The sequence below is a fragment of the Clostridium sp. C8-1-8 genome (genome assembly GCF_009928445.1).
Taxonomy (GTDB): domain Bacteria; phylum Bacillota; class Clostridia; order Clostridiales; family Clostridiaceae; genus Clostridium_AR.
Genome location: NZ_JAABNO010000084.1, coordinates 1 through 525 on the forward strand (window position 1 = coordinate 1; position 525 = coordinate 525).

1 protein-coding gene is annotated in these 525 nt (G+C 34.7%); it reads left to right on the plus strand.

Annotated features, from left to right (window positions below; genetic code table 11):
* The coding region (locus GXK57_RS26215; RefSeq protein ID WP_243156529.1) for a reverse transcriptase domain-containing protein at positions 1-525 on the plus strand (525 nt) is incomplete at both ends.

The window sequence follows — 525 nt, forward strand, 5'->3', positions numbered from 1 at the left end:
AGACCAAAAGAATATAGCTTTAGCTTACAGAAATATTAGGAATAACAGCGGGAGCGATACTCCAGGTGTAAATGGAACTACCATAAAGGATATAGACCAATATGAAATATCGGAATGGATAGGATATATACGGAAAAGATTTGAGAAATTTAAACCAATGCCTGTAAGAAGAGTAGAGATAGAAAAGCCTGGCGGAGGGGTGAGACCTCTAGGGATACCAACAATAGAAGATAGATTGTTTCAGCAATGCATAAAGCAGATACTTGAACCTATAGTTGAAGCTAAGTTCTATCATGGAAGTTATGGCTTTAGACCTGACCGAAGTGCTGAAAATGCTATTGCAAAAGTAATGAACCTTATTAACATAAATAAACTTCATTATGCAGTAGACATTGATATTAAAGGTTTCTTTGATAATGTAGACCATGGAAAATTGCTTAAGCAAATGTGGAACATGGGAATTAGAGATAAGAAACTAATTGCTATAATATCAACAATGCTTAAAGGGAAAATTGAAGGTATAGG